Below are 13,880 nucleotides of genomic sequence, written 5' to 3'. Positions count from 1 at the left end.
GGGGACGGAGGGCGGGCCGATCCGGGCCCGGGGTGGTCCCCCGGCCCGGATCGGCCCGTCTCAGGCGCTCAGCCGAACGGCCGTCACCTCTGTTCCGCCAGCGCCCTGTTGAGCAGGACGATGTTGACGCCCGGCTGTCCGAGGAAGCCGAGGGGGCGGCCGTCGGTGTAGGTGTCGACCAGCTTGCGGACGGTGTCGGCGGGCAGGTCGCGGGCCTTGGCGACCCGTTGGACCTGCTGCTCGGCGTAGGCGGTGGAGATGTGCGGGTCGAGGCCGGAGCCGGAGGCGGTGACCGCGTCCGGCGGGACGCTCGCCGGGTCGACGCCGTCGAACGCGGCGACGGCCTGGCGGCGTTCCTCGACCGCCGTGGTGAGGTCCTCGCTGTTGGGGCCCAGGTTGGAGGCGCCGGAGGCCTTCGGGTCGTAGGCGCCGGGCCGCGGCTGGAACCACCGCGGGTCGGGGCGGGGGGCCTCGTCCGGGTCGTCCGGGTTCTGCTTGGGCAGGTTGAAGTTCTGGCCGAGCAGGCTGGAGCCGGCCTCCTTGCCGTCGGCCTCGACGATCGAGCCGTTGGCCTTGTCGGTGAAGACGGCCTGGGCGACGCCGGTGACCAGCAGCGGGTAGGCGATGCCGAGGAGCACCGTCAGGACCAGCAGGGCGCGCAGCGCGGTGAGGTGGGTGCGTACGGCGGTGGGCAGGGGCTTGGACATGATGCGTTCTCCTCTCTTGCTAGTTGAGGCCGGGGATGAACTGGACGACCAGGTCGATCAGTTTGATGCCGATGAACGGGACGACCAGGCCGCCGAAGCCGTAGAGGCCGATGTTGCGGCGCAGCAGGCTGCCGGCGTCGGTGGGGCGGTATTTCACGCCGCGCAGGGCGAGGGGGATGAGGCCGATGATGACCAGGGCGTTGAAGACGATGGCCGAGGTGATCGCGGACTGCGGGCTGTGCAGGTGCATGATGTTCAGCTTGTCCAGGCCCGGGTAGACGGCCGCGAACATGGCCGGGATGATCGCGAAGTACTTCGCGACGTCGTTGGCGATGGAGAAGGTGGTCAGGGCGCCGCGGGTGATGAGGAGTTGCTTGCCGATCTCGACGATCTCGATCAGCTTGGTGGGGTTGGAGTCCAGGTCGACCATGTTGCCGGCCTCCTTGGCCGCCATGGTGCCGGTGTTCATGGCGACGCCGACGTCGGCCTGGGCGAGGGCGGGGGCGTCGTTGGTGCCGTCGCCGGTCATCGCGACCAGCTTGCCGCCGGCCTGTTCCTTCTTGATCAGGGCCATCTTGTCCTCGGGGGTGGCCTCGGCGAGGAAGTCGTCCACGCCCGCCTCCTGCGCGATGGCCCGGGCGGTCAGCGGGTTGTCGCCGGTGATCATGACGGTGCGGATGCCCATCCGGCGCAGTTCGTCGAACCGCTCCCGCATGCCCTCCTTCACCACGTCCTTGAGGTGGATGACACCCAGGACCCGGGCGGGTGCGTCGCCGGTCTTCGTCGCGACGACCAGCGGGGTGCCGCCGGCCGCGGAGATGCCGTCGACCAGGGAGGAGACCTCGTCGGTGACGGTGCCGCCGTTGCCGGTGACCCAGGAGGACACCGCCGCGGCCGCGCCCTTGCGGACCTGGTGGACCCCGTCCGCCTCGTCGAGGTCGACGCCGGACATCCGGGTCTGGGCGGTGAACGGCACCCAGGTGGCGTGGGCCAACTCGCCCTGGACGCGGGCCCGCAGGCCGTACGCCGTCTTGGCGAGGACGACGATCGAGCGGCCCTCCGGCGTCTCGTCCGCCAGCGAGGAGAGCTGCGCGGCGTCCGCGAGCTCGTCGACCGTCACGCCCTCGGCCGGCTGGAACTCGGCGGCCTGGCGGTTGCCGAGGGTGATGGTGCCGGTCTTGTCGAGCAGCAGGGTGTTGACGTCGCCGGCGGCCTCGACGGCGCGCCCCGACATCGCCAGCACGTTGCGCTGGACCAGCCGGTCCATGCCCGCGATGCCGATCGCGGAGAGCAGCGCGCCGATGGTGGTCGGGATCAGCGCCACGATCAGCGCGACCAGGACGATCATCGACTGCGGGGCGCCCGCGTAGGTCGCCATCGGCTGCAGGGTGACGACCGCGATCAGGAAGACGATGGTCAGCGAGGCCAGCAGGATGTTGAGCGCGATCTCGTTGGGCGTCTTCTGCCGGGCGGCGCCCTCGACCAGGGCGATCATCCGGTCGATGAAGGTCTTGCCGGGTTCGGAGGAGATCTTCACGACGATCCGGTCGGAGAGCACCTTGGTGCCGCCGGTCACCGCGGAGCGGTCACCGCCCGACTCGCGGATCACCGGCGCGGACTCGCCCGTGATCGCCGACTCGTCGACGGAGGCGACACCCTCGACGACGTCGCCGTCGCCCGGGATGGTCTGCCCGGCCTCGACCACCACGTGGTCGCCGAGCCGCAGCGCGGTCCCGGGCACCTCCTGCTCGGCCCGCGACGCCGGCCAGTCGGTCAGGCGGCGGGCCGTGGTGTCGGTCCTGCTGCGGCGCAGGGTGTCCGCCTGCGCCTTGCCCCGGCCCTCGGCGACGGCCTCGGCCAGGTTGGCGAAGACGGTGGTCAGCCAGAGCCACACGGTGATCGACCAGGCGAACACCGACGGGTCGGCTATCGCGGAGACGGTGGTGACGACCGAGCCGACCTCGACCACGAACATCACCGGGTTCTTGACCATCACCCGGGGGTCGAGCTTCTTCACCGCGTCCGGGAGGGACGCCAGGATCAGCTTGGGGTCCAGCAGGCCGCCGGAAGCCCTGTGCGCCGCCTCGGCGGACGCCGTCTCCGGCTGCGGGGCCGGCTTCTCGGTCTTCTCGGTAAGGGTGGACGACATCAGGAGAGACCTTCCGCGATCGGCCCGAGAGCCAGGGCCGGGAAGTAGGTGAGGCCGACGACGATCAGGACGACGCCCGACAGCAGGCCCACGAACAGCGGCTTGTGGGTGGGCAGGGTGCCCGGGGTGGCGGGGACCGGCTGCTGCTGCGCGAGCGCGCCCGCCAGCGCCAGGACGAAGACCATCGGCACGAACCGGCCGAACACCATCGCCAGACCGATCGCCGTGTCGTACCAGTCCGTGTTCACGGTGATACCGCCGAACGCCGAACCGTTGTTGTTCGCACCCGAGGTGAACGCGTACAGCACCTCGGAGAAGCCGTGGGCACCGGAGTTCAGCATCCCGGCCCGCTCACCCGGCAACGACATCGCCACACCCGTACCGACCAGCACGATCGTCGGCGTCGTCAGGATGTACAGGGAGGCGAACTTCATCTCCCGCCCGCCCAGCTTCTTGCCCAGGTACTCCGGAGTGCGCCCGACCATCAGACCGGCCACGAACACCGCGACCACCGCCAGCACCAGCATCCCGTACAGGCCCGAGCCCACACCGCCGGGCGCGATCTCGCCCAGCATCATGTCGAACATCGTCAGACCCCCGCCGAACGGCGTGTACGAGTCGTGGAACGAGTTCACCGCCCCCGTCGACGTCAGCGTCGTCGACGCCGCGAACATCGAGCTCGCCGCGATACCGAACCGCTGCTCCTTGCCCTCCATCGCCCCGCCGGCCGCCTGCAGGGCACTGCCCGCGTGCTGCGACTCGAAGAAGGTGACCAGCGCCGTCGAGGCGATCCAGAACAGCGCCATCACCGAGACGATCGCGTAGCCCTGGCGGTGGTCCCCGACCATCCGGCCGAACGCGCGCGGCAGGGCGAACGGGATCAACAGGATCAGGAAGACCTCGACCAGGTTCGAGAAGCCGCTCGGGTTCTCGAACGGGTGCGCCGAGTTGGCGTTGTAGAAGCCGCCGCCGTTGGTGCCCAGCAGCTTGATGACCTCCTGCGAGGCCACCGGCCCGCCCGGAACCGCCTGCGGCTCGCCCACCAGGGTGGTGACCTCGTGGAAGCCGTGGAAGTTCTGCACCACGCCGCTCGCCACCAGGACCAGCGCGAACACCACCGCCACCGGCAGCAGCAGCCGCACACTGACCCGCGTCAGGTCGACCCAGAAGTTGCCGACCCGGTCGGTCCGGTTGCGCGTGAAACCGCGGATCAGCGTCGCGACGACGGCGATGCCGACGGCCGCGGACACGAAGTTCTGCACCGCCAGGCCCGCCATCTGGGCCAGGTGCCCCATCGCGGCCTCGCCGCTGTAGGACTGCCAGTTGGTGTTGGCCACGAAGGAGATCGCGGTGTTCCAGGCCTGGTGGCCCGGCATCTGCTCCACGCCCAGCCCCAGCGGCAGCCACTGCTGGAGACGGATCAGACCGTAGAGGAAGAGGACGGAGACCGCCGAGAACGCCAGCACCGAACGCAGGTACACCGACCAGCGCTGGTCGGCGTCCGCGTCCACGCCGATCACCTTGTAGAGCGCCTTCTCCGCTCTCAGGTGCCTGGAAGTGGTGAGGATGCGGGCGATGTAGTCGCCCAGGGGCCGGTAGCACAGGGCCAACGCGCCCACCAGGGCGAGGACCTGCAACCAGCCCGCGAGAGTCGAGCCCATGTCAGAACTTCTCCGGGTAGATCAGCGCCACGACGAGGTAGCCGACGAGCGCGACGGCCACGATGAGACCCACGACGTTCTCCGCGCTCACAGCTTCTCCACCCCCCGCGCGATCAGGGCGATGACGCCGAACACGGCAAGCGTGACGGCGACGTAGATGAGATCGGACATGGCTCCACCACGGTGGTTCGGAGGTGGCCGCGTCGCCCGCGTCGGAGCGCGGGGTGCGGCGCCGGCGGCGGGCCGGCAAGGCCAGCCAACCGCGCTCACGGAGCGTCAACGGCTCTCTTGACGCCCTCCATACGGCGCCCGTTCGATTGTTGACGGGCTCCATACGGGCCCTTGTCCGGGCCGTGACCGGGTGCGCGAAGGCCCCGGACGGCGGGTGCCGTCCGGGGCCTCGTTCCCGTGCGCGGGCGCCTACCCGCGCTCGGGGGCCGCCGTCTTCTCCCGCTCGGCGCGCTGCTCGGGCTCGCCGCGCCGGACCGCGCCGGGGGCGCGCCGCGAGGGCCGGTTCGCCCGGTTGGAGGAGGTCAGCTGCCACGGCACGCTGATCACCATCACCCCCGGCGTGAACAGCAGCCGGCTCTTCAGCCAGAGCGCCGACTGGTTGTGCAGCAGGTGCTCCCACCAGTGGCCGACCACGTACTCGGGGATGAACACCGCGACCGCGTCCTGCGGGCTGCTCCGCCGCTGGTCCCGCACGTACTGCACCACCGGTTTGGTGATCTCCCGGTAGGGCGAGTCCAGCACCTTCAGCGGCACCTGGACGTCCAGCTCCCGCCACCGGCGCTCCAGCTCCCCGGTGGCGTCCTGCTCCACCGCGACGGTGAGCGCCTCCAGCGAGTCCGGCGCGAAGGCCTGGGCGTAGCCGAGCGCCCGCAGGGTCGGCTTGTGCATCTTGGAGACCAGCACGATGCCGTGCACCTTGGACGGCCGCACCGACTCGGCCGGCCCGTCCTCCACCGCCAGTTCCTCGGCGACGCCGTCGTAGTGCCGCCGGATGCCGCGCATCATCAGCCACAGCACCACCGCCGCGACCACGGCCAGCCAGGCGCCCTGGGTGAACTTGGTCAGCAGCACGACGACCAGCACCAGCGCCGTGGTGACCGCGCCGAAGAAGTTGATCGCGCGGGAGCGCTGGGCGGCGCCGCGCACCGACGGGTCGGTCTCGGTGGCCAGGGCCCGGTTCCAGTGCCGCACCATGCCGATCTGCGACAGCGTGAAGGAGGTGAAGACGCCCAGGATGTAGAGGTGGATGAGGCTGGTGACGTCCGCGTCGTACAGCCAGAGCAGCCCGCCGGCCACCACCGCGAGCGCGATGATGCCGTTGGAGAAGGCCAGCCGGTCACCGCGGGTGTGCATCTGGCGGGGCAGGTAGCGGTGCTCGGCCAGGATCGAGGCGAGCAGCGGGAAGCCGTTGAACGCCGTGTTGGCCGCCAGGATCAGCACCAGCGCGGTGACCGCCTGCACGGCGTAGAAGAGGACGCTGTGGTCGCCGCCGAAGATCGCCGCCGCCAGCTGGGCGATCACGGTCTGCTGCGGCGCGCTCGCGCAGTCCCCCGGGAAGCCGCTGAGGTGGCAGGTGTCGTCGGCGATGTGGACCTTGGAGATCAGCGCCAGTGAGGTGATGCCGACGAACATGACCACGGCCGTGGTGCCCATCACGGCCATCGTGGCGGCGGCGTTCCTCGACTTCGGCGCCCGGAACGCCGGCACGCCGTTGGAGATCGCCTCCACGCCGGTCAGCGCCGTGCAGCCGGAGGCGAACGCCCGCAGCCCCAGCATCAGCAGCCCCAGCCCGGCCAGGGTGTCCTTGCCGTCCTCCGGCACGACCCCGTACGCGGCGCTGGACGCCACCGGAGCGTCGCCGAACACCACCCGGATCAGACCGGTGACCACCATCAGCAGGATCGCGCCGATGAACAGGTAGGTCGGCGCGGCGAAGGCCTTGCCGGACTCGCGGACGCCGCGCAGGTTCATCGCCATCAGCAGCACGACGAAGCCGAGCGCCAGCTCCACCCGGTGGTCCGCCAGCGAGGGCAGCGCCGAGATGATGTTGTCCACGCCGGAGGCCACCGAGACGGCGACCGTCATCACGTAGTCGACCAGCAGCGAGGCGGCCACCACCAGGCCCGAGTTGGCGCCCAGGTTGCGGGAGACCACCTCGTAGGAGCCGCCGCCGCTCGGGTAGGCGTGCACGACCTGGCGGTAGGACATCACCACGACCGCCATCAGCGCGACCACGCCGGCCGCGACCCACGGGGTCAGGTAGAGGAAGGCGGTGCCGCCGACGGTGAGCACCAGCAGGATCTCCTGGGTCGCGTAGGCGACCGAGGAGAGCGGGTCGGAGGCGAAGATCGGCAGGGCCAGGCGCTTGGGGAGCAGGGTCTCCCCGAGCTCCTCGCTGCGCATCGCCCTGCCGATCACGAGGCGCTTGAGCGCCTGGGGCACGTTGAACACATCGGCGAGCGTAAGCGTGTGCGACGGGCGCGCAATGGGCCGTTCCGGCGTGCCCGGGTCGTCCCGGACGACGGAGGGGCGGGATGTTTTCGCAGGTCGGAGCCGCTACGAGCGGGGCATGCCGGGTGGGGTGGGGGCGTTTCGAAGGCGTTAAGAGGGGCCGTTAAGACATCGTCAAGATATGACGATCAGGCCATTTATATGGGGCATATCACCGCAATTCCATCAGGGGGGGGTGATTATCGGGCTGTTCGGCTGCTCGGCTTCGCCCCCGTACCCGCGTCCCGCACCTCACATCCGCATCTCGCATCCACACCTCGCATCCGCGCCTCACATCCGCATCCGGAGCCGGCAGACCACCGCATCGGTGTGCCGGCGCAGCGCCCGGTCGATGACGGCGCCGCGGCGGTTCTGCAGGGCGCGCTGCCAGGGGCGGACCGGTTCGACCTCGGGGATCAGGACGGTGAGGCGGTCGTAGGCGTGCTCGGCGGCGAGGTCGTTGACGAAGGCGGCGATCGGCGGGCCGAGGCGGCGGTGGGCGTCGGGGATCTCGATCAGGGGCACGCCGGGCCGCCACAGCTCCCAGTCCCGGCGCAGCGCCTCGGCCTCGTCCGGCTCGTGGACGACGGTGACGGCGATGACCTCGTCGCCGAGCGAGAGGGCGGCGGAGAGGCCGTCGCGGGTGAGGCGGGTGATGGCGGTGACGGGGACGACGACCAGGCTGCGCTGCGGGGTGAGCGGGCCGGGGACGCGGCCCAGTTCGAGGCGCTCGCCGATCCGGGCGTAGCCGCGGTGCACCGCCTCGAACAGCAGGACGAGCAGGGGCAGGGCCAGGCAGATGCCCCAGGCGCCCTCGGTGAACCTGGTGCCGGTGACGACGAGCGCGGCGGTGCCGGTGAGCAGCGCGCCGAAGCCGTTGAGCGCCGCCTTGGCCTTCCAGTGGGCGGGCCGGTGCAGGTACCAGTGGCGGACCATGCCGACCTGGCAGACGGTGAAGCCGACGAACACGCCGATGGCGAAGAGCGGGACCAGGCTGTTGACGTCGCCGCCCGAGCCGACCAGCAGGAGGGCGGAGACGGCGGCCAGGAAGAGCACGCCGTGGCGGTGGACCTGGCGGTCGGCGCGCAGGGCGAAGACGTGCGGGAGGTGGTGGTCGCGGGCCAGCAGGTGCAGCAGGACCGGCAGGCCGCCGAAGGAGGTGTTGGCGGCCAGGCCCAGCAGGACGACGGTGGCGAACTGCACCAGGTAGAAGCCGGCGCCGTGGCCGAGCGAGGCGTCGGCCAGTTGGGCCAGCACGGTGACGCCCTCGACCGGCTGGAGGTGGAAGCGGCCGATCAGCACCGCCAGTCCGATCAGCATCACGCCGAGCAGCGCGCCGAGCGCGACCTCGGTGTGCTGCGCGCGCTTCACGCCCGGCGCGCGGAAGGACGGGACGGCGTTCGCCACCGCCTCCACACCGGTCAGCGCCGAGCAGCCGGCCGCGAAGGCCTTGAGCAGCAGCAGCGCGCCGACCGCGGTCGCGTCGCCGGCCAGGGCGGAGGCGTGCCCGTCGGCCGCCGCCGTGCTCACCGGCGCGTCCCGGAACAGGCCGACCACGACGATCGCCAGGATCGACAGCACGAAGACGGCGGTCGGCGCCATGAACCAGCGGGCCGACTCGGCGATCCCGCGCAGGTTCACCGCCGTCACCAGCGCCAGCACACCCAGGCACAGCCACACCCGGTCCTCGTACAGGCCCGGCACGGCGGAGGTGAGCGCCGCCACGCCGGCCGTCACCGACACCGCCACGTTCAGGACGTAGTCGACCACCAGCGAGGCCGCCGCCGTCAGCGCCGTCCGCCGGCCCAGGTGCGCCTTGGCCACCGCGTAGGAGCCGCCACCGTCCGGGAACGCCGCGATCACCTGCCGGTACGAGGCGACCAGCACCGCCAGCAGCACCGCGATCGCCGCCGTCACGGGCAGCGTGAACCCGAGGCCGTACGCCCCCGCCGCGGCGAGCACCAGCACCACGGACTCCGGCCCGTACGCCACCGAGGCCATCGCATCCAGTGACAGCGCCGCCAGACCGCCCAGCGCGGTCAACCGGTACCGGTCCGCGGCGCTCCCGCCGGTATCCGGCGGCTCGGGCTCGGCGGTGACGGCCGGGGCGAGGGGGCTGGACATCGGACGGAACCTCCGCAGTCGATCGGTTGCTCCGATCCTGCGGGCGGCGACCGGCACCACCCCATGGCCCCTACGCGTTCCTGACGCGCCGTCGCCCGCTCTTGACGGGCCGTTGACGGCGGCCGGGCCGACTGGGCGGGGTGGGTGGACCGCTGTCCCGGCGGGCGCCGGTTGGGAAGACGATCAGCTCTTACGGAGGACTCCCGCCGCGCTCGCGCACGGCCGGGACTGCTCGGCAGCCAAGCTGAACGGTCCGACCCCACCCCTGCTCCACCACTGTGCTGCCTGCCCCAGGTAATTGCAAGTCATTCGCAATAACCTCCACCCCCCGCCGTCCACTACCCTCCGCACATGTTCAACTACCCTCCGACTCCCGCCTCGCCCCTCCTCCTCATCGACCTGGACCACACCCTGGTCGAACGCGACGGCGACCCCGACGCCTGGGCCCCCGCCTTCTGCGCCGCCCACGACCTGCCCCCCGAGGCCGCCCTCGTCGTCCGCACCCTCTTCCAGGCCGACCGCTCCCCCACCGGCCTCGGCCGCATCGGCGCCCGCTTCCGCCTCCCCCACTCGGGCGCCACCCTCTGGGAGGAGCACGTCACCCACGAGGCCGGCCGCACCCACCTGATCCCCGGCGTCCCCGAAGCCCTCGCCGCCCTCCGCGCGGCCGGCTGGACCATCGCCGTCGTCACCAACGGCCGCGCCGACATCCAGCGCGCCAAACTCGCCCGCACCGGCCTGCTCCCCGCCGTCGACGCCGTCTGCGTCTCCGAGGAGGCCGGCGTCCGCAAACCCGACCCCGCGATCTTCCACCTCGCCGCCGCCCGCCTAGGCCGCACCCTCGCCCCCACCGACTGGATGGTCGGCAACAACCCCGCCACCGACCTCTGCGGCGCCCACGCCACCGGCATCCGCTCCATCTGGATCACCCCCACCCCACCCCCGTCCCTCCCCCCGTCCCACCCCACCCCCACCCACACCGCCCCCGACACCCCCACCGCCGCCACCCTCCTCCTCTCCCTCCCCCGATGACCCCAGAAATGACAAAAGGCCCCCGATCCACGTCTCCGTGAATCGGGGGCCTTCCATCTATCCTGTGGCTGGTGCAGGGTTCGAACCTGCGTAGCTTGCGCGACAGATTTACAGACCGCTGACCAGAGGCGCTCTGACCTGCGGACTCTTACTCCCGGCCCAGATCTGGTCCGCCACTGGTCCGGATCATGGTCTCGACGACGCCATACCGCCCCACCGCGGCGACCGCCCAAAGGGCCGGGCCCGGTAGCATCTCCACTACCCGAACCCGGCCCTTCCGTGTTCCTGATCACGCTCCGCCAGCCGAGCTTCCGACGCCGAGGTCGAGCCGGGCCTGCGCATGGTAGACGTTGAGCAACTCGACCAGGGCGGCGCCGTTGGGCACGCTGGCGTGTTCACGGGCAGCGATCTCCGACTCCCACAACGCGGCGTTCACCGCCTTCGCCGCCTCCACCGCGGCCGGACTCGCGAGCAGAACGAGCGTCTCGAAGAGCGCCGACCGCCGGATCTCCGCCTGCTCCATCGTCGCCAGGAACTCCGCCCGCGCCGTCGAGCCCGCCTCAGCCTGCCTAGCCCGCTTGGCGACCGAGTCGATCTCCTTCACGCAGGTCGCGTACTGCACGTAGGTGTCGAGCTTTCGCTCATCCCACCGCGCGGCCATCACCCGCCGGCGCTTGACCCGCTCCGCCCACCCGGTAGCCACGAACGACGTGAGCGCCCCCAGCAGGACGCCCACCAGCGTGACGATCTGAGTAATCACCGCCCAGAACCTACCGGCGCCATGCACCCCACAAAAGAGGTGACACCTTCACAGTGACCTCACCGCCGACCGGCAGCGCATCAGTCTCCCACTCCAGACCAAACTGCACGTCACACTGTCGGCGGGCAGCGCACGGACGTCATACCTCTCGCTCGGCCCGAACCTCCGACCCTGGACGTCTTGACATGCAAGGGCCCACAGTCTGGATACCGAATTCCAAATAGCCCCTAGGAGATTCCGCCGATAGGAGTACAATCCAGCCATGTCGGCTCGCCTCCCCTCGCGCTACGAAGATCTGGACCCGGCGTTTCGCGGGCGCCTGCGTCCAGATCGACCGCTCCTGGAACAGGTCCAGCGTGCTCATGCCAGCATGCAGATCACAGGAGGGATTAGATTCCTTCCAATTTTCGGTCGAAGCGGGTCCGGAAAGAGCTCTGCAGCCCGAGAACTTGCGACACATCTCCCCGAGTGCAAAGTTGTAGAACTGACCCGCTCGGCAATCGCCTCAGAGGCGGCCCTACTTGAAGAGCTCAGGGCTGTTGATGGATACAGAAATCAGTCCCAGCTGATTATTGCGGTAATCGATCAATTCGAGGAGCGAGTCGCAGAGAAGACGGCCCTCCCCTCACAGTTTGTCGAAAGGCTGAGCCTCCTAGACCGAGGTGAACTCCGACAGCGCCCTGTCCTCTTCATCTGGCTTACAACGAGTCGAGAATTCCAAGCAGACCTAGCTGCCGCGACTTCCCGCAACGAGCGAATCCTGCTGGCGCGCGACTTCGAACTCACCGGCCCTCAGCGAAGCAACTGGGCCGAAATCGTGGAAGAAACCTTTGCCTTCCACAACAGGAACCAACCACTCGCAGATTTCGAAGTCCTAACCAGCGACGTAGAAGAGATCTCGGACAAATCCCCGACCATCGGCGCCGCGATTGAGGCAGTAGCTGAGAAGCTTGCGAGCTACACAACGAAGCTCCACGATATTTCCCGCTACCAGGTTGTCATGCTGTGGCCTGTGACCGACGGCCTGCGGATCACTCGGGTTGCGGGATTTACTAGCGCACGCGACGGCTACAAGCTGGACTGGAACGCATTCTATCGAGAGCTCAACGAGGACGACCGCCAGTCACTTCCCCTGTCGGAGCTCAACCGGGCAAGGCTCTACTTCGATGTTCGACTAGTACCCATTGCGGCGGCCGATCTTCACCCGCTATGCAAAGATCTCGACAAGGAAGTGGTCGATCCCAGCCGCTCGTATCTCGACCGGTTTGAGAAGTCTCATTTCATTTCAATCGTTGGCGAGAAATGGGACCCAAGCACGTTCAGCCCATTGAGGGAACGTGAATCTGAACGAGCGAAAAATGCACGCGAGTGGTACGAGGGAGTGACAACCAAGCCCACCCAACTCGGGGCGAGGATTGCACTGTGCCTCCGAGCTCTCGGGTTTGACGCCCACTCGGAAAGAGAGATCCGAACCCCGAACAGCAAGGTGCGGGCAGATGTACTCGTGCAGCGTCCAGGCAGCCAGCAGGATTCGGTAATTATCGAACTGAAAGCCTTTTCAACCGAGAACACCCGCCCCTCATCCATTAAAGATGCGATCCGGGTCACCCTTAAGCGTCATGCGCAGCTTGCAGGGTTCCTGGCACGCCAGTAGGCGCGATTTCCAGAGAAATCCCCGAGCCCGGGCCAGGCGGCTTCAACCGCCTAGCCCGGGCTGCGGATTTCTTAAGCTCAAAGGGTCTGCAATCTTCTACATGGCGTCGACTATGGCTATCTCCCTGGCAACGGCCAGCCTGGCACTGTTCCCCGGCTTGTTGGCGTGGCCGATTGTCGGAACTCCGACAGCCTACCCAGCATCGACATCGCAGGTTGCGCCGGCGATGAAGATGCAGCACTCCGACTCGATACCTGCGGCTTCCATGCGGGACGATCGCTACCTCAAAGGAAGAGATCGACATGCCGACGCCCGCTTTCGAAATTCTTCCACTTTCGAAGATTCTTCGAATTGTAAGATCCCGGCCCTTCGAGGCCCGCCATTCCGAAATATCCAGCCAACCCATTATACTTGCCATCTAGATAGGAAAGGCGCCGGAGTACATATGTGATCATCCTTCCAATGGAAGACGTATCAACACTTTTTCCACCAAATCCAGTAAACGATGGGCCGGAATAGTAGCTAACAACTCCCGGGCCGTAGATATCCTCATCCGACTCCGCGCGAAGAACCCATGTCCCCAAATCTGCAATGCACAAGAAATCGAGCGAATTGTTTGGATGGCCAACATGGGTCTCATCAGCCCCTGCAAGCATTCCTGAGATCACGTCCACCACCTTCAGCTTGTCGGCCCGCCACGAGTGCGAGTGAGCAACTAGCCCGTAAATTACTTCCTTTCCATGCGCCCTATAAATAGCCTCTTTTGCATGGCTGGCGCTTACGATCGTCTTCTCGATATGCTGCGCTTTCAAGGTCGACTTGCACTCAAAGATGACCATCACCTCTGAAGCGAGATGCATCTTCTTGGTCAGCATTCCATACGGATACAGAGGAGAGAGGGCCACGATATCGACTTGATCAGTCGCTTGTCCATTGCCGCAGAGAACTCGGCCCTTCGTGGCGATCTGCAAATCTCCGGGGAGCCACTTCCTTAAGAGTGATGCCCAGTTCTCTTCGCCTTCATCCCCGGCGGTCCCTGGATCTTCCATGGCACGTGCGCGGATTCGCTCGTATTCGAGCTGCATTTCCATGGTGGCCTGCTTGAAATAGGAAACTAGCTCTCGCTGGCTCACTACTCTCCTCTCGTACAGCTCGGCCAATTCATCAATTCTGTCACCGCACGTGCAGCATGTCTGCAGAATCAGGAGATCGACCAACCCGTCAAGAGCCGCGCTGGCGAGTGATCACGGCTCATCAGAGGCAGACTCAGATGGCAGATGATTTATCGGGG

10 protein-coding genes are annotated in these 13,880 nt (G+C 68.1%); 2 read left to right on the top strand and 8 right to left on the bottom strand.

The window, feature by feature from the left end; translation table 11 throughout:
* Nucleotides 1-83 precede the first annotated feature (83 nt).
* The 6 genes from kdpC to ACFCLZ_RS22465 form a co-directional block, all read right to left on the bottom strand.
* A complete protein-coding gene (gene kdpC, locus ACFCLZ_RS22490) occupies nucleotides 84-707 on the bottom strand; it encodes a potassium-transporting ATPase subunit KdpC (protein ID WP_380278672.1) in 624 nt (207 codons plus the stop codon).
* Between the two features lie 19 nt (nucleotides 708-726).
* Nucleotides 727-2,856, bottom strand: coding sequence for a potassium-transporting ATPase subunit KdpB (kdpB, locus tag ACFCLZ_RS22485; RefSeq protein ID WP_380278670.1), 2,130 nt, complete (start codon nucleotides 2,854-2,856; stop codon nucleotides 727-729).
* Nucleotides 2,856-4,517 carry a potassium-transporting ATPase subunit KdpA gene (kdpA, locus tag ACFCLZ_RS22480; protein ID WP_380278668.1) on the bottom strand — a complete coding sequence of 554 codons (1,662 nt, stop codon included), beginning with the start codon at nucleotides 4,515-4,517 and terminating at the stop codon, nucleotides 2,856-2,858. Before kdpA ends, kdpB begins: the two co-directional genes overlap by 1 nt.
* A 1-nt stretch (nucleotide 4,518) precedes the next feature.
* Nucleotides 4,519-4,608 carry a K(+)-transporting ATPase subunit F gene (kdpF, locus tag ACFCLZ_RS22475; protein ID WP_344342429.1) on the bottom strand — a complete coding sequence of 30 codons (90 nt, stop codon included), beginning with the start codon at nucleotides 4,606-4,608 and terminating at the stop codon, nucleotides 4,519-4,521.
* A 329-nt stretch (nucleotides 4,609-4,937) separates the two neighbouring features.
* Complete coding sequence (locus ACFCLZ_RS22470) at nucleotides 4,938-6,932, bottom strand: APC family permease (protein ID WP_380286243.1); 1,995 nt, start codon at nucleotides 6,930-6,932, stop codon at nucleotides 4,938-4,940.
* A gap of 378 nt (nucleotides 6,933-7,310) precedes the next feature.
* On the bottom strand, nucleotides 7,311-9,143 hold the full coding sequence (locus tag ACFCLZ_RS22465; protein WP_380278666.1) for an APC family permease: 1,833 nt from the start codon (nucleotides 9,141-9,143) through the stop codon (nucleotides 7,311-7,313).
* Nucleotides 9,144-9,494: 351 nt separating this feature from the next.
* Here ACFCLZ_RS22465 and ACFCLZ_RS22460 point away from each other — a divergent pair, with 351 nt between their 5' ends.
* Nucleotides 9,495-10,175 carry an HAD family hydrolase gene (locus tag ACFCLZ_RS22460; RefSeq protein WP_380278664.1) on the top strand — a complete coding sequence of 227 codons (681 nt, stop codon included), beginning with the start codon at nucleotides 9,495-9,497 and terminating at the stop codon, nucleotides 10,173-10,175.
* Between the two features lie 289 nt (nucleotides 10,176-10,464).
* Here the strand turns inward: ACFCLZ_RS22460 and ACFCLZ_RS22455 are convergent, their stop codons facing one another.
* Nucleotides 10,465-10,935 (bottom strand): hypothetical protein, encoded by a 471-nt coding sequence (locus tag ACFCLZ_RS22455; protein ID WP_380278662.1) that lies wholly within the window; start codon nucleotides 10,933-10,935, stop codon nucleotides 10,465-10,467.
* A gap of 370 nt (nucleotides 10,936-11,305) precedes the next feature.
* On the opposite strand from ACFCLZ_RS22455, the gene ACFCLZ_RS22450 reads away from it, so the two are divergent.
* The gene (locus tag ACFCLZ_RS22450; protein WP_380278660.1) at nucleotides 11,306-12,589 is read left to right on the top strand and encodes a hypothetical protein; all 1,284 of its coding nucleotides are present in this window, start codon (nucleotides 11,306-11,308) and stop codon (nucleotides 12,587-12,589) included.
* A 284-nt stretch (nucleotides 12,590-12,873) separates the two neighbouring features.
* Here ACFCLZ_RS22450 and ACFCLZ_RS22445 read toward each other — a convergent pair whose 3' ends face one another.
* Nucleotides 12,874-13,749 (bottom strand): DUF6602 domain-containing protein, encoded by an 876-nt coding sequence (locus ACFCLZ_RS22445; RefSeq protein WP_380278658.1) that lies wholly within the window; start codon nucleotides 13,747-13,749, stop codon nucleotides 12,874-12,876.
* Nucleotides 13,750-13,880 lie beyond the last annotated feature (131 nt).

Origin of the sequence: Kitasatospora purpeofusca (assembly GCF_042691725.1) — a bacterium.
Lineage (GTDB): Bacteria > Actinomycetota > Actinomycetes > Streptomycetales > Streptomycetaceae > Kitasatospora > Kitasatospora purpeofusca_B.
The sequence above is the reverse complement of the archived record's forward strand: the minus strand, read 5'-3'. Positions and strand labels throughout refer to the sequence as shown.

What these genes read in the sequence shown, in the direction of transcription:
- kdpC (WP_380278672.1), bottom strand. Translation starts at nt 707, where the DNA reads ATGTCCAAGCCCCTGCCCACCGCCGTACGCACCCACCTCACCGCGCTG.
- kdpB (WP_380278670.1), bottom strand. Translation starts at nt 2,856, where the DNA reads ATGTCGTCCACCCTTACCGAGAAGACCGAGAAGCCGGCCCCGCAGCCG.
- kdpA (WP_380278668.1), bottom strand. Translation starts at nt 4,517, where the DNA reads ATGGGCTCGACTCTCGCGGGCTGGTTGCAGGTCCTCGCCCTGGTGGGC.
- ACFCLZ_RS22470 (WP_380286243.1), bottom strand. Translation starts at nt 6,932, where the DNA reads ATGCGCAGCGAGGAGCTCGGGGAGACCCTGCTCCCCAAGCGCCTGGCC.
- ACFCLZ_RS22465 (WP_380278666.1), bottom strand. Translation starts at nt 9,143, where the DNA reads ATGTCCAGCCCCCTCGCCCCGGCCGTCACCGCCGAGCCCGAGCCGCCG.
- ACFCLZ_RS22460 (WP_380278664.1), top strand. Translation starts at nt 9,495, where the DNA reads ATGTTCAACTACCCTCCGACTCCCGCCTCGCCCCTCCTCCTCATCGAC.
- ACFCLZ_RS22450 (WP_380278660.1), top strand. Translation starts at nt 11,306, where the DNA reads ATGCAGATCACAGGAGGGATTAGATTCCTTCCAATTTTCGGTCGAAGC.